This window comes from Streptomyces pluripotens (assembly GCF_000802245.2).
In the GTDB taxonomy this organism is placed as follows: domain Bacteria; phylum Actinomycetota; class Actinomycetes; order Streptomycetales; family Streptomycetaceae; genus Streptomyces; species Streptomyces pluripotens.
Window position 1 is genome coordinate 4917719 of sequence record NZ_CP021080.1, and the last position, 22291, is coordinate 4940009.

Here is a 22291-nt window from a genome sequence, read left to right on the forward strand (position 1 = left end):
GCCCACGTGACGTACGGCACCATAGTCGCTGACCTGGCCTTTTCCTTCCCCGGCAGCAGATTCGAGCTCGGCTGTCAGTACGCGCCGCTAGCCTCTTGCGACATGCCTGCCCGAATCACCGACGCCGAGCAGCTCAAGGAGCTCCTCGGTATCCCCTTCACCGCGGAGCAGACGGCCTGCATCACCGCGCCCCCGGCCCCCCAGGTGATCGTGGCCGGAGCGGGGTCGGGCAAGACCACCGTCATGGCGGCCCGTGTGGTCTGGCTGGTCGGCACCGGGCAGGTCGCTCCCGAACAGGTCCTCGGTCTGACCTTCACCAACAAGGCCGCCGGTGAACTGGCCGAACGCGTCCGAAAGGCACTGGTCAAGGCCGGTGTCAGCGCCCCGGGCCCCCTCCCGTCACCCGGCCGGCCCCCCTCGACGACAGCATGTGGTGCCGACACCCTCTGGCCGGACCCGGACGACCTGCCGGGTGAGCCGGTCATCTCGACGTACCACGCCTTCGCCGGCCGGCTGCTGACCGACCACGGCCTGCGCATCGGCCTGGAACCCACCTCCCGGCTGCTGGCCGATGCCACCCGCTACCAGCTCGCAGCACGTGTACTGCGCGAGGCCCCCGGACCCTACCCGGCACTGACCCGCTCCTTCGCCGACCTCGTCGGCGACCTGCTCAACCTCGACTCCGAACTCGCCGAACACCTCGTCGACCCGGAGGAACTGCGCGCCTGGGACGCCGACCTGCTGCACACCCTCCAGAGCGCCAGGCTCACCAACGCCGACCTGCGCAAGGTCCCCGAGACGGCCGCGGCCCGCCGGGAGCTCGCCGACCTCGTGCAGCGCTACCGGGCCGCCAAGCGCGAACGGGACCTGCTCGACTTCGGCGACCAGATCGCCCTGTCCGCCCGGCTCGCCCGCATCCCCGAAGTGGGCCGCATGCTGCGCGAGGAGTTCCGCGTGGTGCTCCTGGACGAGTACCAGGACACCTCCGTGGCCCAGCGCGTCCTGCTGGCCGGGCTGTTCGGCGCGGGCACCGGTCACCCCGTGACCGCCGTCGGCGATCCCTGCCAGGCCATCTACGGCTGGCGCGGCGCATCCGTCGCCAACCTGGACGACTTCCCCACGCACTTCCCCCAGGCCGACGGACGCCCCGCCCCCCGGCAGGCGCTCAGTGAGAACCGCCGCAGCGGTGGCCGGCTCCTCGACCTGGCCAACGGCCTCGCCGAGCCCCTGCGCGCCCTGCACGCGGGCGTGGAGGCCCTCCGCCCGGCCCCTGGTGCCGAACGTGACGGCACGGTCCGTTGCGCCCTGCTGAGCACGCACACCGAGGAGATCGACTGGCTCGCCGACTCCCTCGCTCACTTGGTGCGCACCGGAACGGCCCCCGGTGAGGTCGCGGTTCTGTGCCGCACGGCGACCGACTTCGCCGAGATCCAGGGTGCCCTCGTCGCCCGTGACATCCCCGTCGAGGTGGTGGGCCTCTCAGGACTGCTGCACCTGCCCGAGGTCGCCGACCTGGTCGCCGTCTGCGAAGTCCTCCAGGATCCCGGCGCCAACGCCGCCCTGGTGCGCCTGCTCACCGGCCCGCGCTGGCGCATCGGCCCCCGCGACCTCGCCCTGTTGGGCCGCCGTGCCCGCATGCTCGTCGCCCACGCGGTCGCGGCCGACACCGACGACCCGGACCGCCGGCTCGCCGCCGCCGTCGAGGGCGTCGACCCGTCCGAGGTGATATCGCTCGCGGACGCCCTCGACACCTTCCTTGAGACACCGATGGAGGGCGTCTTCGAGCAGTGGGGCGACGACGGCCTGCCGTTCTCCCCGGAGGCGCGCGTGCGCTTCGCCCGGCTGGCCGCCGAACTTCGTGAACTGCGTCGTTCCCTGTCCGATCCGCTGATGGACGTGCTGCACCGCGTGCTCGCCGTCACCGGTCTGGAGGTGGAGCTGTCCGCCTCCCCGCAGGCCCTGGCCGCGCGCCGCCGCGAAACCCTGTCGAACTTCCTGGACGTCGCCGCCTCCTTCGCGGCGAGCGACGGTGAGGCCACCCTGCTCGCCTTCCTCGGCTTCCTGCGCACAGCCGCCCAGTACGAGAAGGGCCTCGACAACGCTCTGCCTGGCGGCGAGAACACCGTCAAGGTGCTCACCGCGCACAAGGCCAAGGGCCTGGAGTGGGACGTCGTGGCCGTCCCTGGACTGGTGAACGGTACCTTTCCCAGCGCCCAGGGCCGCGAGAAGTGGACCGCACAGGCCAAGGTGATCCCCCACGCCCTGCGCGGTGACGCCGACACCCTGCCCGACGTCGAGACCTGGGACTCGCGCGGTATGAAAGCCTTCCACGAGGCCATGAAGGACCACCAGCACACCGAGGAGCTCCGCCTCGGTTACGTCACCTTCACCCGGCCCCGATCCCTGTTGCTCGGCTCCGGCCACTGGTGGGGACCCAGTCAGAAGAAGCCCCGAGGCCCGTCCGACTTCCTCCAGGCCCTGCACGACCACTGCGCCGCCGGGTACGGCGAGACCGAGGTCTGGGCGGAGGAACCCGCCGAGGGTGAGGAGAACCCGGCCGTGCGCGGTTCCGCTGCCGACCACGTGTGGCCGCTCCCGCTGGACGCCGACGCCCTGGCCCGCCGCCGGAAGGCGGCCGGGACCGTGCTCGCCCACCTGACGGCGATCACCGCGCAGGACGCCGGCCCACCGCCGGCCGGCGACGAGACCGTCGCCGAAGACCCGGATTGGCCCCCGCCGCCGGACGACGATGTCCAGGGCGAAGCAGAGCCCCACGGCGAAGCGGAGTCGCGCGACCAAGTCACTGCCGGGGCTTCTGCGCCGGTACCGGACGGCGGTCTGGGCGACCGGGGCGCCCAGGGCACCGGCCGGCCGAGATTTCCCCACCAGGCGACCGCCCCGCAGGACCGCCCCCTCCCCGAGGGGCCGCAGCAGCCCACCGCCCTCAGTCCGGAGGAGGCCCGTACCGTCGCCTCCTGGGACCGGGACCTGGACGCGCTCACCGGAGAGCTGCTGCGCACCCGGCGGACCGTCACGGACGTCCCGCTGCCCGTCACGCTGACCGCTTCCCAGCTGTTGCTGCTGGCCGAGGACCCGGACCGGCTTGCACAGGAACTCGCGCGCCCTATGCCACGCCCTCCGCAACCGGCCGCGCGCCGGGGCACCCGATTTCATGCCTGGGTCGAAGCGCGCTTCGAGGAGCTGACGCTGCCCCTGCTCGAACCGGACGAGTTGCCCGGCGCCGATGCCGAGATCGCCGACGAACGCGACCTGGAGCTCTTGAAGGACGCGTTCGAACGCACCGAGTACGCCCGGCGAACTCCGTACCGGGTCGAGACTCCCTTCCAGCTCAGCCTTGCCGGCCGCGTCGTACGGGGCCGCATCGACGCCGTCTACAAGAACGGTGATGGGGCCGATGCGACCTACGAGATCGTGGACTGGAAGACCAACCGCACCCGCACCGCCGACCCGCTCCAGCTCGCCGTGTACCGGCTGGCCTGGGCCGAACAACAACGCGTACCGCCCGAGTCCGTCACAGCCGCCTTCCTGTACGTACGCAGCGGTGAGGTCGTGCGCCCGCCGGACCTGCCCGACCGGGCGGCGCTGGAGCGGCTGCTCACGGACGGGACGCAATCAGTGACGGAGACGTCCTGAGTGTGACGAACCCCCGTCTACGGTGGCGGTGCGGGCCGATAGGCTCGTGAGCATGAGCCAGACCCCGGACAGCGCCGTCCACACGTACATCGGGCAGCACTGCGCCGCCTTCCTCGACGACCTCACGGCGTGGCTGCGCATCCCGTCGGTGTCGGCCCAGCCCGACCATGCGCCCGACGTACGCCGCAGCGCCGAGTGGCTCACCGCCAAGCTGAAGGAAACCGGCTTCCCGACCGCCGAGATCTGGGAAACTCCGGGCGCCCCGGCCGTTTTCGCCGAGTGGCCCTCGGGCGACCCCGGGGCCCCCACCGTCCTCGTCTACGGTCACCACGACGTCCAGCCCGCCGCCCGTGAGGACGGCTGGGACAGTGACCCCTTCGAGCCCGTCGTCCGCGGGAACCGTCTCTACGCGCGAGGGGCAGCCGACGACAAGGGCCAGGTCTTCTTCCACACACTCGGTGTCCGCGCCCACCTGGCCGCCACCGGCCGCACCGCCCCGGCGGTCCACCTGAAACTGCTGATCGAAGGTGAGGAGGAGTCCGGCTCCCCGCACTTCCGTGGCCTCGTGGAAGAGCACGCCAGGCGGCTCACTGCCGACGCCGTGATCGTCTCTGACACCGGGATGTGGTCCGAAGACACCCCGACCGTGTGCACGGGTATGCGGGGCCTGGCCGAGTGCGAGATCCGACTGTACGGCCCCGACCAAGACATCCACTCGGGGTCCTTCGGCGGTGCCGTACCCAATCCGGCCAGCGTCGCCGCCCGCCTGGTCACGGCCCTGCACGATGAGCGCGCCCGGGTGGCAGTCCCCGGGTTCTACGACGGCATCGTCGAGCTGACCGACCGCGAGCGCGAGCTCTTCGCCGAACTGCCCTTCGACGAAGAGCGCTGGCTGCGCACCGCGAAGTCGCACGCTGTCCATGGCGAGGCCGGGCACACCACCCTGGAGCGCATCTGGGCCCGTCCGACCGCCGAGGTCAACGGAATCGGCGGTGGCTACCAGGGCCCCGGCAGCAAGACGATCATCCCGTCCTCGGCGACGGTGAAGCTGTCCTTCCGGCTGGTCGCCGGCCAGGAACCCGACCACATCGAGAAGATCGTCCGCGCCTGGACCACCCGGCAGGTGCCCGCGGGCATCCGCTGCGAGATCGACTTCGGCTCAGCCACCCGACCGTGCCTGACGCCGCTCGATCACCCCGCACTGCAGTCCGTGGTCCGGGCCATGGGCCGCGCCTTCCAGGGCCCGGTCCGCTTCACCCGCGAGGGCGGGTCCGGACCTGCCGCCGACCTCCAGGAGGTCCTCGAAGCCCCCGTGCTCTTCCTGGGCGTCTCCGTCCCTTCCGACGGCTGGCACGCCCCCAACGAGAAGGTCGAACTCGACCTCCTCCTCAAGGGCGTCGAGACCAGCGCCTACCTGTGGGGTGACCTGGCCGACCACTGGCGTCCCGCGCCCTGACGGGCCGCGCTGGGCGGACGGGCAGCGGATGCGGGGCACGCTGACAGCACCGCCCGCATGTACCGCCCCCGCCCGGTCCCCTCCCGCTCTACGTCCCGCCGAACCGTCCCGCCGATACGAACCGCTGCACTGGGGGAGTTGGAAGCACCCGTGACCACCTGGACCGACCACACAGCCGACCGTCCCATCTCGCTGACCGCCGCGAGCGGTATCGACCGCGCCGCCCACCACCGGCTGGACGAGGCCTGGCTCGCGGCGGCGTGGAGTCACCCCACCACCCGCTGCTTCGTGGTCTCTGGCGGCCAGGTACTCATCGACGAGACCCCGGACGGCCGGACCGAACTCGTCATGATCCCCTCGTTCGAAGCCCCGCTCACCGAGGCGCACCGCTACTTCCTCGGTATCGACGAGGACAGCGTCAGCTACTTCGCGTTGCAGAAGGACTCGCTGCCCGGCCGTATCGACCAGTCGGCCCGACCCGCGGGCCTGCGCGAGGCGGGCCTGCTGCTGTCCCCGCGCGATGCCGGACTCATGGTGCACGCGGTTGGCCTGGAGAACTGGCAGCGCACCCACCGGTTCTGCTCGCGCTGCGGCGAGCGCACGGTCATCGCCGCCGCTGGCCACATCCGCCGCTGCCCGGCCTGCGGTGCCGAGCACTACCCGCGCACTGACCCGGCAGTGATCATGGCTGTGACCGATGCCGACGACCGCATCCTGCTGGGCCGCCAGGTCCACTGGCCCGAAGGCCGCTTCTCCACCCTCGCCGGCTTCGTCGAGCCCGGGGAGTCGATCGAGCAGGCCGTGCGCCGCGAGGTCTACGAAGAGGCGGGCGTCTCCGTCGGCCCGGTCGAGTACGTCGCCAGCCAGCCCTGGCCCTTCCCGTCCAGCCTGATGCTCGGCTTCATGGCCCGCGCCACCTCGACCGAGATCAACGTCGACGGTGACGAGATCCACGAGGCCCGTTGGTTCTCCCGTGAGGAGCTCCATGAGGCCTTCGAGTCCGGTGAGGTGCTGCCGCCGTACGGGATCTCCATCGCGGCCCGCCTCATCGAGATGTGGTACGGCAAGCCGCTGCCGACGCGCAGTCCAGTCTGATCAACCGGTGACCGGAGCCCCCTACTGGAACCACAACGTCCACTACCACCGGACCGTGCTGGCTGCCGTGCCCAGCGGCTGCCGCACGGCTCTGGACGTCGGCTGCGGTGACGGCCTCCTCGCCGGACGGCTCGCGGCCCGTGCGCAGCGGGTGACGGGCGTGGACCGCTCACCGGAAATGATCCGGCAGGCCCGCGCGCGGCAGGCTGGGAACGGCCAGCCGCGGAATGTCACCTACGTCGAGGCCGACTACCTCGACGGCGCCTCGCTCCCGGCCTGCGCCTACGACTTCGTCAGCGCGGTCGCCGTCGTGCACCATGCCCGCTTCGGTGACGCGATCAACGCGCTGACCCGGCTCGTCGCACCCGGGGGCCGACTGATCGCCGTCGGGCTGGCGTACAACCACACGCCGCTGGACCGGGTGATCAGCGGCTGCGGGCTACCCGCGAGCCTGCTGTGCGCGCGCCTGCGCGGCGGCAAGCACGATCCGGTCGGCATGCCCGTGGAAGATCCGCCCATGCACTGGAGCGAGGTCCGCGGGGCAGTCCGGCTGCTGCTGCCCGGTTGCCGCTTCCGGCGGCGACTGCTCTGGCGCTACACCGTCGTGTGGGACAAGACACAGAACGGCGGCTCCTGAACCCCCAACCGGCTCCGGGAGCCGCCCTCCGGCCGTGCGTACCGTTCCTACAGAGCGGCCCCCTACTGACCTCGGTCAGAGGGGGCGCAGTGCCGGAAAGCGTCAGACCGCGAGAGCCTGCTTCACCTGGGCAAGGCTCGGGTTCGTCATGACGACCTCGTCGCCACCGCTGGTGGGAAGTACCCGAACGGTCGGGACGGTCTGGTTTCCGCCGTTCGCCTTCTCCACGAAAGCGGCGGACTCCGGGTCCTGCTCGATGTTGATCTCGGTGTAGGCGATCCCCTCCCGGTCCAGCTGGCTCTTCAGCCGCCGGCAGTAGCCGCACCACGTCGTGCTGTACATCGTCACAGTGCCCTGCATGTCTGTTGCGCTCCTCAGGCAATTCGGAAAGGTCGTCCAGGGCAAGAACATAAGCCACCGGCCCGCCATTCCCACCCGCGGCACGGTGCCCGGCTGTGACGCCCCCCGCATCGGCCTGCCCTGTTATACGACTATGGGCCGCTGCCTGTGGACAACCGACACAGCCGTCCCGGGCGACCTGGCAGCATGGCGGGGTGACAGCAGCAACGCATTCCACCCTCTTCCCGCAGGCACCGGACACGGCCGACGCGGTGCTCGAAGGGCTCGATCCCGAGCAGCGCGAGGTGGCCACCGCCCTGCACGGGCCGGTGTGCGTGCTGGCCGGAGCGGGCACCGGCAAGACCCGGGCGATCACGCACCGCATCGCCTACGGGGTGCGCGCCGGGATCCTGCAGCCGTCCAGCGTGCTCGCCGTCACCTTCACCAACCGTGCTGCTGGGGAGATGCGCGGTCGGCTGCGCCAGCTCGGCGCCCAGGGTGTTCAGGCTCGCACCTTCCACTCCGCTGCCCTGCGCCAGCTCCAGTATTTCTGGCCGAAAGCGATCGGTGGCTCCATGCCCCGGCTCGTCGACCGGAAGGTCAAACTGGTCGCAGATGCGGCCGCTGCCATGGGCACCAGACTCGACCGGGGCGAGCTGCGGGATGTCACTGCTGAGATCGAATGGTCCAAGGTCACCCAGACCATCCCCGCCGACTACGCCTACGCGGCTGCGAAAGCCGGCCGGGATATCCCGCGTGACCCGGCCGAGGTCGCCCACCTCTACGCGGCCTACGAAGACCTCAAGCGTGCCCGCGCGGTCATCGACTTCGAGGACGTGCTGCTGCTGACCGTCGCCATCCTGCAGGACCGACACGATGTCGCCGAACAGGTCCGCATGCAGTACCAGCACTTCGTCGTCGACGAGTACCAGGACGTCAGCCCGCTGCAACAGCGGCTGCTGGAACTGTGGCTCGGCGACCGGGACAGCCTGTGCGTCGTCGGCGACGCCAGCCAGACGATCTACTCGTTCACAGGTGCAACGCCTGACCATCTTCTCGACTTCAAGGGCCGGCACCCCGGTGCCACCGTGGTGAAACTCGTCCGCGACTACCGTTCCACCCCGCAGGTCGTCCACCTTGCCAACGGCCTGCTCACCCAGGCCCGTGGCCGCGCTGCCGGCCACCGGCTGGAACTGCTCTCCCAGCGTCCCGCGGGACCCGAACCCGCCTACACCGAGTACACCGACGAGCCCGCCGAGGCGGAGGGAGCCGCCCGCCGCATTCGTGAGCTGATCGATTCGGGCGTTCCGGCCGCCGAGATCGCCGTCCTGTTCCGCACGAACTCCCAGTCCGAGACCTATGAGCAGGCCCTCGCCGATGCCGGGGTTCCCTACCAGTTGCGCGGTGCCGAGCGCTTCTTCGAACGGCCCGAGGTGCGCAAAGCCGGTATCGCGCTGCGTGGCGCGGCACGCTTCGGTGGCAACGATTCCCTTCTGGACGACGCCGTGGACCTTCCCTCGCAGGTGCGGGCCGTCCTGTCTGGGGAGGGGTGGAGTAGCGAGCCGCCGGCCGGGTCGGGCGCCGTCAGGGAGCGCTGGGAGTCCCTGGCCGCCCTGGTCAACCTCGCCCACGACCTCGCCGTCGCCACACCCGGCGCCACCCTCGGTGACTTCGTGGCGGAACTGGATGAGCGGGCGAACGCCCAGCACGCCCCGACCGTGCAGGGCGTCACGCTCGCCTCCCTGCACGCCGCCAAGGGTCTGGAGTGGGATGCCGTCTTCCTGGTCGGCATCGCCGAGGGCATGCTGCCCATCACCTACGCCAAGACCGACGAACAGATCGAGGAAGAACGCCGCCTCCTCTATGTCGGCGTGACGCGCGCCCGTGAACGGCTCCACATCTCCTGGGCGCTCTCCCGCGCACCCGGTGGCCGCCCGGGCCGCAGGCCCAGCCGGTTCCTCGACGGCCTGCGCCCCGGCACCACCGCCACCGTCGGCCACACCGGCGCGTCCGCCGGCGGAGGCGTCGAGCGGGGGGCAACCGCAGGCGCCGCTGCCGTTCCCCGGCGCACGCAGCGCACCCAGCGCACCCCGGCCCGTTGTCGGGTCTGCGGCCGCACGCTCACCGACGCGGGTGAGATGAAGCTGATGCGCTGCGAGGACTGCCCCTCGGACATGGACGAAGGACTCTACGAGCGACTCCGGGAATGGCGGGCGGTCCAGGCCGAGCGCAGTGGGCAGCCGGACTTCTGTGTCTTCACGGACCGGACCCTGATGGCCATCGCAGAGGCGCGACCGGAGAACTCCGCCGGACTCTCACGCATCCCCGGCGTCCTCAGCCGCAAGCTGCGCAGCTACGGACCTGACGTACTGGCCATCTGCGCAGGCCGACAGGCCGACGCAGACGTCGAGGACGCCTGATACGAACTCATCGAAAAAATAGTTTGCGCATGCCCCAGCAATCCCCATAGGTTCTATCGCACGGGAGCGGTCGCCTTCTCCAAGGCACTGGTTCCGTGCTGTACTTACATATCCGTGACGGACTGGCTCACCCCAGTCCATGAGACGCCGAGAGGAGGCGAGTCCAGTGATCAGCATCAACACCAGCACCATCAGCACGGCCAAACTGATCGATCGCTCGGCCGTCTCCACGTGCATGCTCGGCGCCTCCCGTAGGGCCACCGGTCTGTCCGGCGTTCGTGCCGTCCGCCCGGTGTCCTTCCCTGCCCTCGCAGGTCTTCCCACTTGTGAGCGCAATGAGCGACCGACCCAGGCACTGGAAGCGGTAGCGGCACAGGCACATGCCTATGCCCTTGCGGCGGCCGGTGCCGGATTCCGGAAGCAGACGACGCAGCACCACCTGATGTGGGCCTTCCGCGGGCCAGACCCCTGGAGTGATCCAGCCTGATCGCCGATCAGGCCGGCGCCTTCAGGGCCGCGGAACCCCATCCGGGATCCGCGGCCCTTCTGTTTCCCCGAACGGGGACACGGAGCGAAGGAGCCTCGGGACAAGAAAAGAACCCGGTACCAAGCCGAATCCCGGTCAACCGGCCGGACCGACCAGACGAGGAAGACCAACCGTGCAACTCGAAGCGCACGCCCCGTCCGTACCGCCTTCCCAAACGATCCCCCCGCCCGGCCTCACGAAGGACTGCACCTTGACCCCCCTCACCGCGCTCACCGCGCTCGACGACGCCATCGAGAACCTCGGCGTACCCGTCCCGTGCCGCTCCTACGACCCGGAGGTCTTCTTCGCCGAGTCTCCCGCGGACGTTGAGTACGCCAAGTCCCTGTGCCGCACCTGCCCGCTGGTCGAGGCCTGCCTCGCCGGTGCCAAGGAGCGGCGCGAGCCCTGGGGCGTCTGGGGCGGCGAGCTGTTCGTCCAGGGTGTTGTCGTCGCCCGGAAGCGGCCGCGTGGCCGCCCGCGGAAGAACCCGGTCACGGCATGAACACCGCAGGAACGATCGACCGTCCCCTCACGCACGACCCCAAGAAGCAGGCCCCGATGAAGCCTTCCACCAGCGAGCCCGCAGGCTCCACCTCCACAGACTTCACCACCACCAGCGCGACCGAAGCGCGCCAGAACAGGACCCGAGAGATGCAACTCATGCAAGAAGCCCTGGCCCGTGCGCATATGCACGAGCGGCTGGACAGCGCCGCGAGCGAGCGACGGGCCCTGCGCCTGATGGTGGCTCAGAGGATGCAGCGGCGAGCCGAGCGCGCCTCGCTGCGTGCCCGCCGCGCGCTTGCCATGGCCGTCATGCAGTAGCGGCCACACCTGAGCAGCGGCGGCCTCCCGACCCAAGGGGGCGAAGACGTACCCGCGGGGGCCGGTCCGTACGAACGGACCGGCCCCCGCGCCGCGCGTGGTCACCCGCCGGTCGCGGGCTCCTCGGGCACGTCCGGAAACCCGAGGAGTCCGGGAAGGCGCCCTCCTCTGGCTTCCTTCGCCCGGCACCGCCGGGATCAAGCCCCCGCAGCCGGTTCCTCCTCCTGCGGGTCGCCTTCCGGCGCGAATCCCGGCAGCCACGCCTGGAGTTCCTCCCGCAGCTGCACCGTGGCACCCAGCTGGCAGAGCACCCCGATCGTGCTCAGCGTCACCCGGTGGATCAGCAGATAGGCGGGCGGCAGATTGAGCCGCTTGCCCAGCTGATAGGCGGGGGAGCGCGGGTCAGCGATCCGCGCGGCCTGGCTGCGCATCCAGGAGCGGGTGAAGGTGAACGCGTCGACCCGAGCCGGCTCGATGATCGGCAGGAGGTAGTCGAGGACCGCGTCGGGGTCGAGCTCTATGGAGTCCTTCACGAATCCTTCCGCGCAGAGGAGTTCGTAGACCGTCTCGGCATCGCCGCCCAGTGTCATCCGCAGGGAGACGCCGATCGGCAGGGGCAGTCCGCCGGGGAGCCGGTCGACCGTGCCGAAGTCCAGGACGCCCAGACGCCACTCCTCCTTGCCGGTCGGGCCGCCGGGCAGCAGACGGAAGTTGCCCGGATGGGGATCGGCGTGCAGCAGGCCGGTGCGGGCCGGGCCCGAGAACAGGAAGCGGGCGAGGAGCTGACCGGCCCGGTCGCGCTGCTCCTGGGTGCCGTCCGTGATGATCTCCGACAGCGGGATGCCGTCGATCCACTCGGTCACCAGAACCTGCTCGCACTGGTGGACCACCGCCGGGACCACCATGTCCGGGTCGCCGGCGAACTCCTCTGCATGTGCCGTCTGGGCCCGGGCCTCCAGTTCGTAATCCAGTTCCTCCGAAACGCGGTCCTTCAGCTCGGCGATGAGCGGCTTGACGTCCATGCCCGGAATGAGAGGACCCAACAACCGGGCGAAGCGACTCAGTTGTCCGAGATCGGACAGCAGAGCCTCACCGGCGCCCGGATACTGCACCTTGACCGCCACTTCGCGGCCGTCGTGCCACACGGCCCGGTGCACCTGGCCGATTGAGGCAGCAGCGGCCGGCTTGTCTTCGAACTCCTCGAAGAAGTCGCGCCAGCCCGGCCCCAGCCGTTCCTCAAGCACCGTGTGCACGGTACGGGTCGGCATGGGCGGTGCTGCCTCCTGGAGCTTGGTGAGGGCCGCACGGTAGGGGCCGGCGATCTCCTCGGGCAACGCGGACTCGAAGACGGACAAGGCCTGCCCGAACTTCATCGCACCGCCCTTGAGCTCGCCGAGCACCTTGAACAATTGTTCAGCCGTGCGCTGTTGCAGTTCCCGGCCGACGATCTCCGCGGACTCGCCCACGATCCGCTTGCCCAGCCCCCAGGTCGCCCGGCCGGCGAAGCCGAGCGGGAGCGCGGCGAGCTTGGCGGTACGGGTGACCGCCTTCCGGGGAAGATCAGACATGCGTCCTCCAAGTCCCAGTCGTCCGCGCCGCGCCTACCTCGCGTCGCCGCTCCTTCGACGGCCGTTGCACTGCCATTGTCTCGCGGGGTCCCTTGTCGGTTGAGGAGTGCTCCCCTTTACCTCTCTCCGCTGCACCGCACGTGCATGCCCGATGCGGCCGGAGAGGTCGGGCACGCCAGTTCAGTCCGGGCAGGGACACCTCCCAGCGGGCTCCCGCGCTGGACGGAGGCTCCCCGTCGAGGAAGGCCAGGGCGTGCGCCGCAGCCAATCCGGCGACGGCCGCGGCCAGCGTCAGATCGCAGGCCCCGATCCGTCGGGCCCTGCCGGAACGCCACTGGGCGATCAACCGCGGCCAGGCCGCGTCCCGGTCCGTGCGGTCCTCGTGAAGACAGCCGGCGCAACTCGACTCACCGGGCAGGACGAGCGGTCCGACGACGCCTGTGCCCTCCACGACACCGGCGTACAGGTGGGGCGTGCCAGAGGCCATGAGCGGTTCGGCGGTGAGCGGATCCGGAGCGTGCACGGCAACGTCGTCGCGGGGGGTGAGGACCACCAGGGAGAGGCCGGTGGTCTCGGCTTCAGACCCCGGTGAGCGGGGGCGGCGCGCGGGACGGTCCGGTGCTGCGCGCCGAACGGCCGTCCGCGCCGCCGCTTCCCGGCGCTCACCGACGGCTTCGGCGGGCAGGCCGCCCGGCGCCACGTCCCAGGGCTGCACACGCCCCACGTCGCACACGTCGACCCCGCCCACGCCGGCGCCCGACAGCACCGACGCCAGGAGGGTGCCGACCCGCCCGGCGCCGCGCACCTGCACCCGCAGCGCGCCGCGGGCGGCCAGCCGGGCGAGCGCGCCGCCAGGCTCGGACGTGGTCAGGGCCAGCGAGGCGAGGTCGGGGCGTAGCCGCTGCAGGACGTCCTCCTTTTCCCGCAGGGCGTCCGCGGCCGGACCCCCGCCGCGCGCGTCGTCGACGAGGCCCGCGCGGGACAGGCGATCCACCAGCGCGTCGACATGGCCGTCAGGCAGGTCCAGGCGGCGGCCCTCCTCGCGGAGCAGCGGCAGTCCACGGGTGCCGTTGAGCAGTTCCAGGAAGCTGCCCGTCGCCATGTCCATCGGCCCCAGCGTCAGTGCGTGCGCCGGGGTCATCCCGAACTGCACGGTGTGGAGATCGCGCCAACCGCGCCGCAACGCCGGCTTCACCATCGGATGCATATCTGGCCCCCGTATCCATCGGCACATTCGCGGGGTAACCGGGATGTCAAGAGCAAGACAGCATCCAAGGCATCCGGACTACCCTTCGGCGGCGGAACCGTCACGCTCCGCCGATGCCTGCCAGCATGCCCGGCCCGCGCGCCGAGTGCCGGGTGTTATCCACAGGTGGTGGATATTGGTCGTATAAGCGGTTTGGGGTGAAGTGCTGGACAACGGACGTAAGGCCTGGTCGGCGGATGTGAGAACTGGTCGTACGAATCCAACGCATGGTGGGGGGATCGGCGTCGAACCGCCCGGAGCCGGGACTTCGGCCGTGTCCAGCGGGTAACGTCGGGGCGTGCCCGCCGACCCACTTCACCACGCCGGAAAGCCGCAGCGCAGCACGACCAGCCAGCCGCCCGGCGGTTCGAGGGCGAGCGCGATCGAGGTACGCAGGAGTGCCCGGCGCCGCCGGACGGTGTCCGCGTACCGCGAGGGCGATCGCACCATCGTGCTGATCCCCGCCCGGATGTCCAAGGCGGAGGAGCAGCGCTGGGTGACGGTCATGCTCGACAAACTCGCGGCCCAGGAGAGCAAGCGGCTGCTCGGCGATGCCGAGCTGGTCGATCGCGCCGAGCGACTGTCGGCCCAGTATTTCGAGGGCAGGGCCCGCCCTGCCTCCGTGCGCTGGGTCACCAACCAGAACACCCGCTGGGGCTCATGCACCCCCGCCGAGGCCAGCATCCGGCTCTCGCACCGGCTGCAGGGGATGCCCGAGTACGTCGTCGACTACGTGCTCTGCCACGAGCTGGCGCATCTGATGGTCCCCGGGCACGGGCCCGACTTCTGGCGTCTGCTGGAGGCCTATCCGCGTACCGAGCGTGCCCGTGGCTACCTCGAAGGGGTGGTCGCCGCCGGACGGCTGCCGCACGTTCCCGACACACGCGGTGAGTGAGCGGCCGGGCCCTGCGGCCCGGTCGTGCGGCCCCGGTGATCGGCCCGGACCCTGAGCCCGGTGTCCGTCCAGGTGAGCGAGCGGCTGCGGTTGTGTACCGGGTCTGTACCGACCGGGGCCGATCGGAGTCGCTGCCGGCCACAGCCGTTAGCCTGGCGCGACGCACTCACGTTTCGGGATGGGGGACGGTCGTCACGCATGGCCAGGGAATTCCAGCGCGGCCACAAGGCCAGGATCAGCGACCTCACGGCGGGCACGGATCTGTATGTAGGCGTGCAGATCGCCGCCCCCGGACTGACCTTCGACATCAGCTGTTTTGGTCTGGACGCCGATGAGCGTCTGTCGGACGACCGGTACTTCGTCTTCTTCAACCAGCCGAAGTCCCCGGAGGAGTCGATCCAACTGCTCGGTGCCCAGGCGGGCGACACGGAGTCGTTCCGGGTCACGCTCGACCGGATCCCGTCGCAGATCCGCAAGCTGTCCTTCACGGCGACCATCGACGGCGCCGGGCAGATGGCGCAGATCGGCCCCGGCTACCTGCGCATCGTGGCGGGTGGCGAGGAAGTCGCCCGGTATTCGTTCAGCGGCTCGGAGTTCTCCACCGAGCGGGCCGTGATGCTCGGCGACGTCTATTTCAAGGACGGCTGGCGGTTCGCCGCGGTCGGACAGGGCTTCGACGGCGGTCTGGAGGCGCTGCTGAAGAACTTCGGCGGCGAAGTACTGGAGGAGGAGGCGCCCGCCCCGCAGCAGCAGTCCGCTGCCGTCCCGGGCTTCGCCCCGCCAGCCCAGGCCGCGGAGCCGCCCGCCTTCGGCGTCCCGTCCGCCCCGGCCCCAGCCTCCGCCCCTGCGCCCACGCCCGCCCCTGCGCCCACGCAGGTTCCCGTGCCCCAGGGCTTCGCCCCGTCGCCCCCCGTACCTCCCGGCCAGACCCCGCCGCCGGCCCCCGCGTTGAACGTGCATGCCGCGCCGACGTTGATCGCCCCCCTGACCCCGCCCGGGGGCGGTACCGTCCCGCCCCCGACCCCCGCGCCCTACGGTCAGCCGCCACAACAGCCGTCGCACCTGCCCGGGGCACCGATACCACTCGGGTATGGTCGGCCGCCGGCCCCTGCTGGTCAGCCGGCCCCGCCCATGCCCCCGGGTTACGGTCAGGTCCCCGGCCAGCCTGCGGCACCCTACGCTGCGCCGCGGGCCGTGCCACAGGGCGCTGCTGGCGTGACGGCCGCGCTCCAGGTGTTCAAGGAGACACCCACCGGGCAGCGCTGGACGCTGCAGAACAAGAAACTCGTCCGTGTCGACCTCGGCATCGGCGGCCAGCCGGTGCTGGCCAAGCAGGGCAGCATGGTGCTCTACCAGGGCAAGGTCGACTTCGGCTACAAGGGCGCCGGTGTCATGGGCCGGATCGTCGGCAACGCCACCGGTCAGGAGATGCAGCTGATGCGCTGCACCGGCCAGGGCCAGGTGTTCCTCGCCGAGAACGCCACTTACCTGCACCCCGTCGAGCTCCAGGGCGACGCGATCTGCGTCTCCGCCGAGAACGTCCTCGCCTTCGACGAGAGCCTGCAGTACGAGGTCCGTCGCATCGAGGGCCATGGCATCCCGGGCGGGGCCCTGTTCACGATGCAGTTCCAGGGCACCGGCACGATCGTCGTGAAGACGCACGGGACGCCCGTGGTCCTGCCGGTCACGCCGACCACCTTCGCCGACTGCAACGCTGTCGTCGCCTGGTCGGCCGCTTCCCAGGTGATCGTCTCCAGCCAGGTCCGCATGCGCCGCAACGCCTACCCGGGCGACACCGGAGAGAGCATCAACCTGCAGTTCCGGGGCGCACCCGGCAACTTCATCGTCGTCCAGCCGTACGAGGTCTAGAGGGAGCCCGTCATGAACCAGCCACTCGCGGGCTACGCCTCCGCACCCCTCACCGCCCGCATGGAGAACCACGGCGACCACATGCTGAAGGTCGCCATGCAGACCGGGAACGACCTGTTCGCACGAGTGGGGTCGATGATCGCCTACGAAGGCTTCATCCAGTACGAGCCCAACCCGCCGGCCGTCCGCCAGATCGCACGCGACTGGATGACTGGTGAGGGCGCGCCCTTGATGAAGTGCTCCGGGGACGGCCTCCTCTACCTCGCCGACTACGGCGCGAACGTCGTCGTGATCAACCTCAACGGCGACGGCATCTCCGTCAACGCCACCAACCTGCTTGCCTTCGATGCGCACCTCACCTGGGGCGTGGAACGGGTCAAGGGCCTCGCGAAGTTCGCGGGACAAGGGCTGTGGAACACGAAGATCTCCGGCCAGGGCTGGGTCGCGCTGACCTCCCGGGGCAAGCCGATCGTCGTGGACTGCGGTGGCGGCGAGGACGAGACGTACGTCGACCCGGATGCGCTCGTCGCCTGGTCACCGAACCTGAAGGTGAAGGGCAAGCGCAGCTTCAAGGCGCAGTCACTGATCGGCCGGGGCAGCGGTGAGGCCTACCAGATGGCCTTCTCCGGCCAGGGCATCGTCGTCGTTCAGCCCAGCGAGGACAGTACCGACCGCCTCCGGATCCGGGGCTGAGGGGGAGCCAGAACACCATGCAGAGCCCGCTTTTCGCGCACAACGACCTCCAGACCCAGGAGCGCTGGAGCCTGCAGAACGCGCAGCTGCTCCGCGTCGTGCTGGAGGGGCACGACGACATCCTCGCCCGTAAGGGCACCATGGTTGCCTACCAGGGGCTCGTCGAGTTCGACGCCGAGTACCGCAGCAACAGCCAGGCACGCACACGTGCGTACACCGGCGAAGGGCTGGACCTGATGCGCTGTCACGGGCAGGGCACGGTCTACCTCGCCAACCTCGCCCAGCACGTGCACATCATGGACGTCGAGCAGGAGGGGCTGACCGTCGACAGTTCCTACGTCCTCGCCATGGACTCCTCGCTGCACCACGAGGTCATCGCCGTCGACAGTCTCTACGGGATCTCCGGCTCCGGGAAGTACCAGCTCAACATCACCGGTCGGGGAAGGATCGCCCTGATGACTTCCGGGGCGCCGCTGCTGATGCAGGTCACGCCCGACAAGTACGTCAACTGCGACGCCGACGCGATCGTCGCCTGGTCGACCGGGCTGCGCGTGCAGATGCAGGCCCAGACGCACTCCTCCGGGGTGTGGCGTAGGCGCGGCAGCACCGGTGAGGGGTGGGAGCTGAGCTTCATGGGCTCCGGGTTCACGCTGGTCCAGCCCAGCGAACTGCTGCCGCCGCAGAACGCGGTGATCGGGCAGGGGCTTGCCGCCCAGTTCGGCATGGGACAGCACGGAGCGCGTGGACAGAACCAGGGGAACGTCTGGAACTGAGACTCCGGTGCGGGGTGACCGCAAGGCCGATCACCCCGCACCCGGCACGGCGTCGGCCATGGCACCGGGTCAGAGTCTGGCGCGGGTGGCGTCGAGCAGGTGTACGACCGACGCATCCGCCACGTCGGCCACCTCGCCGTAGGCGAACCAGCGCACGTCCAGCGACTCCTCGCTGATCGCATGCTGGGCGTCGCGCGGGGCCAGAACCGCGTACTGGACATCGAAGTGCCAGTGGCACGGTGCTGGGATCGGATGCCGGTCCAGGCGCACCGGACCGCCGGGCAGCAGCCTCAGCCCGGTGATGCCGGACTCCTCGGTCGCCTCGCGCAGCGCAGCCGCTTGGAGGACGGCGTCCCCAGGCTCACAGTGACCGCCCATCTGCAGCCACATCCGCAGCTTCCGGTGGAGAGTGAGCAGTACCCGGCCGCGCTCGGGGTCGATGACCAGGGCGCTGGCCGTGATGTGCCCCGCGCGGCAAGCCTTCCACATGCCGTCCGGGTGGGCCGCCAGATGGTCCAGGTAGGCCCGGCGCAGTTCTCCCTGGCCCTCGTACCCCTTCAGTACGAGGACCGTGTCGTCGTACAGGGTCACTCTGTGTCGTCGCCCCCGGCCCCGTCGTCACTTTGGGGCTCGCCCTCGTCCTTCTTACGCAGGTCGGGCTTGTGCGGGCCGGGCCGCTCGGCGGCTTCCCCGAGCATCTTGTCCAGCTCGGAGAAGTCCAGCTGCTCGCGGTGCACGAAGCCGTCCGGGTCGTCCAGATCGCCGGCGGTCGGCAGCATGTCCGGGTGGTGCCACAGGGCGTCCCGGCCGTCCACCCCGCGCGCGTCCGTGAGGGAAGCCCACAGGCGGGAGGCGTCACGCAGTCGGCGGGGTCGCAGCTCCAGGCCGATCAGCGTGGCGAACGTCTGCTCCGCCGGGCCACCGGTGGCCCGGCGGCGGCGCAGGGTCTCACGCAGGGCGTCGGCGGACGACAGGCGCGGTTTTGCAGCGGCGTGCACCACCGCGTCCACCCAGCCCTCCACGAGCGCCAGAGCGGTCTCCAGACGGGCCAGGGCGGCTTTCTGCTCGGGCGTGTCCTCCGGTTGGAACATGCCCTGCTGCAGCGCGTCCTGCAACTGCTCGGGGTTCTGCGGGTCGAACTGGCCGACCACGTCCTCCAGCTTGGCCGTGTCGACCTTGATCCCGCGCGCGTAGCCGTCGACCGCACCGAACAGGTGCGAGCGCAGCCACGGCACGTGCACGAACAGTCGCTGATGGGCCGCCTCGCGCAGGGCCAGGTAGAGCCGCACCTCCTCCTGCGGCACACTCAGGTCCCTGCCGAAGGCCGCCACGTTCGCCGGGAGCAGCGCGGCCCTGCCGGCCGGGCCCAGCGGCAGCCCGATGTCGGACGAGCCGACGACCTCGCCCGCCAGCACGCCGACGGCCTGCCCGATCTGCGTGCCGAACATGGCGCCGCCCATCGAGCGCATCATGCCGATCAGGGGGCCCGCCATGGCCTGCATCTCCTCCGGCAGGACATCGCCCATGGCCGCCCCGACACGCTCGGCGACCGGGTCGACCAGCTCCTGCCAGGCGGGCAGGGTCGCCTCGACCCACTCCGCGCGGGACCAGGCCACCGCCGAGGCGGAGCCCGACGGCAGGGACGTCACGTCGTCCAGCCACAGGTCGGCCAGGCGGACGGCCTCCTCGACCGCCCTGCGCTCGGCCGGGCCCACGCTGGCGTCCTTCGTGCCGTCCGGGGTGCCCTGGGACACCGTCTGGCGGGCGATCTGTTTGGCCATGTCCCAGTTCACCGGACCGCCCTCGTAGGAGAGCATCTGGCCCAGCTGCTGGAACGCGGCGCCCAGGTCGGTGGGGTTCAGCGACCCGAACATGGCTGCGAGCGGATTGTCGGCGCCGGGGCCGCCAAAGCCTCCGGCTCCGGGCAGGCCGCCGAAACCGAACGGATTGGTTGGTCCCTGCCCACCGCCGCTCTGCTGTTCGTCCTTCTTCTTGCCCTCGTCGCCGTCCTCCGGCTCCTCCGGCGGAAGGCCGAATCCGAATGGGGTGTCACTCACGGGATTCCTCGGCTGGTAAGGCCGCCGGTCTCTCACCGGCGGCGCGGCTGCCCGACAACACCACCCAGCCTAGACACCCGGACCCAATCGGGCCTCGGTGCTTCGCCCACAGCTGGCCTGCGGCAGGATGGATGCACCTGGTACGTACGCGTCACTCGCGCTCGTATTGAAGACAACCGCTGGAGACGCCCGGTGAGTTCCCCAGATCCACAGGTTCGCGCAGCGCGAAACCCTTCCACCCGGCCCGCCGCAGTACGCGGGCCCGTCGTCGCGATCACCGGTGCCGCCACCGGAGTCGGAGCCCTGCTCACCGAGCGGCTCGCCGCCTGCGAGGAGATCAAGCAGGTGATCGCCATCGACGAGCGGCGCGGGGAGTGCGCCGACGCGCAGTGGCACATCCTCGACGTGCGTGACCCCGCCATCGCGGACAAATTGCGGGGCGCGGATGTGGTGGTGCATCTGGCGCTCGACCTGGACCTGGGGAGCGATGGGGCCGCCCGCACGGCTTACAACGTCCGGGGGACCCAGACGGTGCTGACGGCCGCGGCAGCGGCCGGCGTACACCGGGTGGTGCTGTGCACCTCCGCGATGGTCTACGGGGCGCTGCCGGACAATGAGCTCCCCCTGTCGGAGGACGCCGAACTGCGTGCGACGGCGGAGGCCACCGGGGTCGGGGACCTGTTGGAGATCGAGCGGCTGGCGCGGCGGGCGCCGCGGGCGCACCCGGGGCTGAACGTCACCGTGGTGCGGCCGGCCGTTCTGGTCGGGGGCACGGACACCGCGCTGACCCGGTACTTCGAGTCGCCGCGGCTGCTCGTCGTCGCCGGCTCGCGGCCCGCGTGGCAGTTCTGCCACGTCGAGGACCTGTGCGGCGCTCTGGAATACGCCGTTCTGGAGAAGGTCGACGGGGAGCTGGCCGTCGGCTGCGACGGGTGGCTGGAGCAGGAGGAGGTCGAGGAGCTGAGCGGGATCCGGCGGATGGAGCTGCCGTCGGCGGTCGCGCTCGGCGCGGCGGCCCGGTTGCACCGGATCGGGCTCACGCCGTCCCCGGCGGGGGACCTCGCGTACACGATGTACCCCTGGGTGGTCAGCGGGAGCAGGCTGCACGATGCCGGGTGGCGGCCGAAGTGGACCAACGAGGAAGTGCTCGCGGAGCTGCTGGAAGAGGTTTCCGGGCGGCACACGGTTGCCGGACGGCGGCTGGGACGCAAGGACGCCACGGCCGCGGGTGCCGCCGGGGCGACGGTCGCCCTGCTCGGTGCGGCGGCTGTCGTGCGCCGGGCCCGGAAGGCGAGGCGGCGGCTGTGAGACGGGGGTGTCTGTAGGACACTCCAAACGCCTCGGTGCGCGTGCCTGGTGAAAGTCGTATTCCTGGATGCTGAGCAGGTGCGGCACGATGGGGGCATGGCAGTCACGAACGACCACCCGGGTGAGCAGGCGGCTCAGGAGCCCATCAAGCTGATCGGCGTCCGGGACACCGCGCTCTCCGTGGACGAGGTGTTCCAGGCCGTCGGGGACGCGGCGGCCGGGGGTATCGCGCTGTTCGCGGGGACCGTGCGGAACCACGACGGGGGCGCCGACGTGGATGCGCTCGGGTACTCCTGTCATCCCCGTGCGGAGGCGGAGCTGCGGCGGATCGCGGAGAAGGTCGTCGCTGACCACCCGGTGCGGGCACTGGCCGCCGTCCACCGGGTGGGCGAGCTACGGGTCGGGGATCTGGCCGTCGTCGTCGCCGTGGCCTGCCCGCACCGGGCGGAGGCCTTCGAGGCCTGCCGGAGGCTGATCGACGACCTCAAGCACGAAGTGCCCATCTGGAAGCACCAGACGTTCTCCGACGGTACTGAGGAATGGGTAGGCGCGTAGTGCCGACACGGGGGAGCGGTTGGTGACGGGACGAGGCGCGGCGCGGGCTGACGCCGGTCACGTCCGGCGCACGGTCCCCCGGGTTGCGTAACCGCCCCCCTCGCGTGAGCGTTGTCCGTGCGGATGGTTAATCTGCTGATCAGTCAGTTGTGGACGCTCACGGTGTTGGGAGGCCGGCATGGGGGTGCTTTTCTGGCTGCTGATTCCGCTTGGGGCCGCGATCGGCGGCGGCCTGTGGGGCAGTTGGGCCAATCGGACCCGCAAGGTGCGCGGTGACGGTCCCGAGCTGGACGGTTATGCCCGGTTCCGTGCGGCCATGGAGAAGTCCCGCACGGGTGCGCGTGGCGCGTGACGGGATGCCCTGACGGTGCGCTGACA

At 70.7% G+C, this 22291-nt stretch carries 20 protein-coding genes; 15 read left to right on the forward strand and 5 right to left on the reverse strand.

Annotated features, from left to right (window positions below; translation table 11 throughout):
* The first annotated feature begins 102 nt into the window (after positions 1-102).
* The 4 genes from LK06_RS22205 to LK06_RS22220 all read left to right on the forward strand — a co-directional run bounded on the left by LK06_RS22205 (position 103) and on the right by LK06_RS22220 (position 6842).
* Positions 103-3654, forward strand: a complete 3552-nt coding sequence (locus LK06_RS22205) for an ATP-dependent helicase (RefSeq protein ID WP_043433570.1) — start codon at positions 103-105, stop codon at positions 3652-3654.
* A 52-nt stretch (positions 3655-3706) separates the two neighbouring features.
* Positions 3707-5110: a dipeptidase gene (locus LK06_RS22210; RefSeq protein WP_039651577.1), complete on the forward strand. Its 1404-nt coding sequence runs from the start codon at positions 3707-3709 to the stop codon at positions 5108-5110.
* 150 nt (positions 5111-5260) lie between these two features.
* Positions 5261-6205 carry an NAD(+) diphosphatase gene (gene nudC / locus LK06_RS22215; RefSeq protein WP_039651322.1) on the forward strand — a complete coding sequence of 315 codons (945 nt, stop codon included), beginning with the start codon at positions 5261-5263 and terminating at the stop codon, positions 6203-6205.
* Positions 6206-6212: 7 nt separating this feature from the next.
* Positions 6213-6842: a class I SAM-dependent methyltransferase gene (locus tag LK06_RS22220; RefSeq protein ID WP_039651323.1), complete on the forward strand. Its 630-nt coding sequence runs from the start codon at positions 6213-6215 to the stop codon at positions 6840-6842.
* A gap of 102 nt (positions 6843-6944) precedes the next feature.
* On the opposite strand, the gene LK06_RS22225 is transcribed toward LK06_RS22220, so the two are convergent.
* The gene (locus LK06_RS22225; protein ID WP_039651325.1) at positions 6945-7202 is read right to left on the reverse strand and encodes a mycoredoxin; all 258 of its coding nucleotides are present in this window, start codon (positions 7200-7202) and stop codon (positions 6945-6947) included.
* Positions 7203-7396: 194 nt separating this feature from the next.
* Here LK06_RS22225 and LK06_RS22230 point away from each other — a divergent pair, with 194 nt between their 5' ends.
* The 4 genes from LK06_RS22230 to LK06_RS22245 all read left to right on the forward strand — a co-directional run bounded on the left by LK06_RS22230 (position 7397) and on the right by LK06_RS22245 (position 10949).
* Complete coding sequence (locus tag LK06_RS22230) at positions 7397-9601, forward strand: ATP-dependent DNA helicase UvrD2 (protein ID WP_174673915.1); 2205 nt, start codon at positions 7397-7399, stop codon at positions 9599-9601.
* A 166-nt stretch (positions 9602-9767) separates the two neighbouring features.
* The gene (locus LK06_RS22235; RefSeq protein WP_039651326.1) at positions 9768-10088 is read left to right on the forward strand and encodes a hypothetical protein; all 321 of its coding nucleotides are present in this window, start codon (positions 9768-9770) and stop codon (positions 10086-10088) included.
* A gap of 172 nt (positions 10089-10260) precedes the next feature.
* Positions 10261-10629 carry a WhiB family transcriptional regulator gene (locus LK06_RS22240; RefSeq protein WP_039651328.1) on the forward strand — a complete coding sequence of 123 codons (369 nt, stop codon included), beginning with the start codon at positions 10261-10263 and terminating at the stop codon, positions 10627-10629.
* Positions 10626-10949, forward strand: coding sequence for a hypothetical protein (locus LK06_RS22245; RefSeq protein ID WP_039651330.1), 324 nt, complete (start codon positions 10626-10628; stop codon positions 10947-10949). The genes LK06_RS22240 and LK06_RS22245 overlap by 4 nt, the downstream gene beginning before the upstream one ends.
* Positions 10950-11146: 197 nt before the next feature.
* On the opposite strand, the gene LK06_RS22250 is transcribed toward LK06_RS22245, so the two are convergent.
* Positions 11147-12517, reverse strand: a complete 1371-nt coding sequence (locus tag LK06_RS22250) for an ABC1 kinase family protein (RefSeq protein ID WP_039651332.1) — start codon at positions 12515-12517, stop codon at positions 11147-11149.
* Complete coding sequence (locus LK06_RS22255; RefSeq protein ID WP_039651334.1) at positions 12510-13724, reverse strand: TOMM precursor leader peptide-binding protein; 1215 nt, start codon at positions 13722-13724, stop codon at positions 12510-12512. The genes LK06_RS22250 and LK06_RS22255 overlap by 8 nt, the downstream gene beginning before the upstream one ends.
* A 337-nt stretch (positions 13725-14061) precedes the next feature.
* Between LK06_RS22255 and LK06_RS22260 the strand changes: the two genes are divergently transcribed.
* The 4 genes from LK06_RS22260 (at position 14062) to LK06_RS22275 (ending at position 17993) form a co-directional block, all read left to right on the forward strand.
* Positions 14062-14658, forward strand: coding sequence for a M48 metallopeptidase family protein (locus LK06_RS22260; RefSeq protein WP_039651336.1), 597 nt, complete (start codon positions 14062-14064; stop codon positions 14656-14658).
* A gap of 198 nt (positions 14659-14856) precedes the next feature.
* Positions 14857-16527, forward strand: a complete 1671-nt coding sequence (locus LK06_RS22265; RefSeq protein WP_043433565.1) for a TerD family protein — start codon at positions 14857-14859, stop codon at positions 16525-16527.
* 12 nt (positions 16528-16539) lie between these two features.
* Positions 16540-17220: an AIM24 family protein gene (locus LK06_RS22270; RefSeq protein WP_039651340.1), complete on the forward strand. Its 681-nt coding sequence runs from the start codon at positions 16540-16542 to the stop codon at positions 17218-17220.
* Between the two features lie 17 nt (positions 17221-17237).
* Entirely contained in the window at positions 17238-17993 is a 756-nt protein-coding gene (locus tag LK06_RS22275; protein ID WP_039651342.1) for an AIM24 family protein, read from the forward strand.
* 69 nt (positions 17994-18062) lie between these two features.
* On the opposite strand, the gene LK06_RS22280 is transcribed toward LK06_RS22275, so the two are convergent.
* Both LK06_RS22280 and LK06_RS22285 read right to left on the reverse strand, forming a co-directional pair.
* The gene (locus LK06_RS22280; protein ID WP_039651343.1) at positions 18063-18584 is read right to left on the reverse strand and encodes an NUDIX hydrolase; all 522 of its coding nucleotides are present in this window, start codon (positions 18582-18584) and stop codon (positions 18063-18065) included.
* The gene (locus LK06_RS22285; protein ID WP_039651345.1) at positions 18581-20050 is read right to left on the reverse strand and encodes a zinc-dependent metalloprotease; all 1470 of its coding nucleotides are present in this window, start codon (positions 20048-20050) and stop codon (positions 18581-18583) included. The genes LK06_RS22280 and LK06_RS22285 overlap by 4 nt, the downstream gene beginning before the upstream one ends.
* A gap of 192 nt (positions 20051-20242) precedes the next feature.
* Between LK06_RS22285 and LK06_RS22290 the strand changes: the two genes are divergently transcribed.
* From LK06_RS22290 to LK06_RS33835, 3 genes are all read left to right on the forward strand, one after another.
* Positions 20243-21358 carry an SDR family oxidoreductase gene (locus tag LK06_RS22290; protein ID WP_039651347.1) on the forward strand — a complete coding sequence of 372 codons (1116 nt, stop codon included), beginning with the start codon at positions 20243-20245 and terminating at the stop codon, positions 21356-21358.
* 96 nt (positions 21359-21454) lie between these two features.
* Positions 21455-21913 (forward strand): molybdenum cofactor biosynthesis protein MoaE, encoded by a 459-nt coding sequence (locus tag LK06_RS22295; RefSeq protein ID WP_039651348.1) that lies wholly within the window; start codon positions 21455-21457, stop codon positions 21911-21913.
* 178 nt (positions 21914-22091) lie between these two features.
* On the forward strand, positions 22092-22265 hold the full coding sequence (locus LK06_RS33835; RefSeq protein ID WP_167747951.1) for a hypothetical protein: 174 nt from the start codon (positions 22092-22094) through the stop codon (positions 22263-22265).
* Positions 22266-22291: the final 26 nt, after the last annotated feature.

Bases quoted from the DNA above. Each gene is read 5' to 3' on its own strand.
- LK06_RS22205 (WP_043433570.1), top strand. From the start codon at position 103: ATGCCTGCCCGAATCACCGACGCCGAGCAGCTCAAGGAGCTCCTCGGT.
- LK06_RS22210 (WP_039651577.1), top strand. From the start codon at position 3,707: ATGAGCCAGACCCCGGACAGCGCCGTCCACACGTACATCGGGCAGCAC.
- LK06_RS22225 (WP_039651325.1), bottom strand. From the start codon at position 7,202: ATGCAGGGCACTGTGACGATGTACAGCACGACGTGGTGCGGCTACTGC.
- LK06_RS22245 (WP_039651330.1), top strand. From the start codon at position 10,626: ATGAACACCGCAGGAACGATCGACCGTCCCCTCACGCACGACCCCAAG.
- LK06_RS22250 (WP_039651332.1), bottom strand. From the start codon at position 12,517: ATGTCTGATCTTCCCCGGAAGGCGGTCACCCGTACCGCCAAGCTCGCC.
- LK06_RS22255 (WP_039651334.1), bottom strand. From the start codon at position 13,724: ATGCATCCGATGGTGAAGCCGGCGTTGCGGCGCGGTTGGCGCGATCTC.
- LK06_RS22265 (WP_043433565.1), top strand. From the start codon at position 14,857: ATGGCCAGGGAATTCCAGCGCGGCCACAAGGCCAGGATCAGCGACCTC.
- LK06_RS22270 (WP_039651340.1), top strand. From the start codon at position 16,540: ATGAACCAGCCACTCGCGGGCTACGCCTCCGCACCCCTCACCGCCCGC.
- LK06_RS22275 (WP_039651342.1), top strand. From the start codon at position 17,238: ATGCAGAGCCCGCTTTTCGCGCACAACGACCTCCAGACCCAGGAGCGC.
- LK06_RS22295 (WP_039651348.1), top strand. From the start codon at position 21,455: ATGGCAGTCACGAACGACCACCCGGGTGAGCAGGCGGCTCAGGAGCCC.
- LK06_RS33835 (WP_167747951.1), top strand. From the start codon at position 22,092: ATGGGGGTGCTTTTCTGGCTGCTGATTCCGCTTGGGGCCGCGATCGGC.